The sequence below is a fragment of the Nocardia sp. NPDC051832 genome, from assembly GCF_040681285.1.
Taxonomy (GTDB): Bacteria; Actinomycetota; Actinomycetes; order Mycobacteriales; family Mycobacteriaceae; genus Nocardia.
On the sequence record NZ_JBFAYL010000012.1, the window covers coordinates 1 to 1265 of the forward strand.

The window sequence follows — 1265 nt, forward strand, 5'->3', positions numbered from 1 at the left end:
GGCACCCCTTTATTGTCAAGCCGTGGATGCGGGTGCGGGGTTAGCCTGTTGGGTGGGTCCGGGTTGTGGCTTGTCCGAAGGATCGGTGTTCGGGTTGGAGCCGGTCGCGCTGGAGTCAGCAGTCGCCCCCGATTGCCCTCCCGGGCCCGCCAATTCGCGTCGTTGTTGGTCGGCGAGCATGCGAGCGTAGACGACGTTGGATAGTCGCCGTTTCAGTGAGCGCATCGATTCCATCGACGTCTTGCCCGCGGCTTTGCGGGTGTCGAAATAGGCGCGTCCCTGGGTGGGTCGGCGGAGTTGGACCACGGCCATGATGTGCAGGGCGCGGTTGATGCGCCGGTTCCCGGCGCGGGAAAGCCGATGGCGTTGCTGGTCTCCGGAGGAGGCGTCCAGGGGTGCGGTGCCGTTCCAGGAGGCGAATCGGTCCCGGTCGCGGAAGCGGTGGATATCGCCGGTGTCGGCGAGAAGCCGTGCGGCGCTGGAGGGTCCGATGCCGACCAGGTCGGTCAACGTTGAGCCGCGGTCGGCGACGAGCTGGCGCAATTCTTTGTCGGCGGCTTTGATTTTGCGGTCGATGGTTTCGAGTTCACCGATCAGCTCGACAGTCAGCCGGCGTCGGGCTTTGCCGAGCGGATCGCGTGGTTTGATCGTTGCGATCAGCGCGCGTGCCTTGGTGGCGGACAAGTATTTCTCGGCCCCGCCGGGGAAAAGTTCGAGCAGGAACCGGTGGAGCCGGTTGATGGTGTCGGTGCGGGCGCGGCCGAGTTCGTCGCGGCGATCAGCGAGCATGCTCAGCAGGAGCAGGTCCGGGTCTGGTTCGACCCGGCGCAGGTTGGGTGAGTGCAGTGCTGCCATCGCGACCGAGTGCGCGTCGACGGGGTCGGTCTTGCGGCCGTTGCCGGTGGCGAATACTCGCACTTGGGCGGACAGTTTCGCTGGGACATCGAGTACGGTTTCCCCGTCGTGGACCAGGCGGTGGGCGATGTGGCGGCCGATCCCGTTGCAGCCTTCCACCGCCCACACCCTGTCCTTGAATTGCCTGCCAGCGGTGAGCATTTCGGCGTATCCGGTTTTGTCGGTGCCGTATCTTCCGACAGCTCGGATTTTGCCGGTGTGGTCGATGATTTCGATCGTGGCTGAACGTTTGTGTGGATCCATGCCGATGATGACTGCCATCGGTGTCCTCCCTGGTCGACGGGGTGTTGTCGGCGAGGCAGGGCAACGCTACTTCGAGCTCGGGCAGACCCCTTTCCAGCCACTCCTCG

At 64.8% G+C, this 1265-nt stretch carries 1 protein-coding gene; it reads right to left on the minus strand.

The window, feature by feature from the left end; all coding sequences use genetic code 11:
* Positions 1–15: 15 nt before the first annotated feature.
* Positions 16–1176, minus strand: a complete 1161-nt coding sequence (locus AB0M14_RS38020) for an IS110 family transposase (RefSeq protein WP_365005214.1) — start codon at positions 1174–1176, stop codon at positions 16–18.
* Positions 1177–1265: the final 89 nt, after the last annotated feature.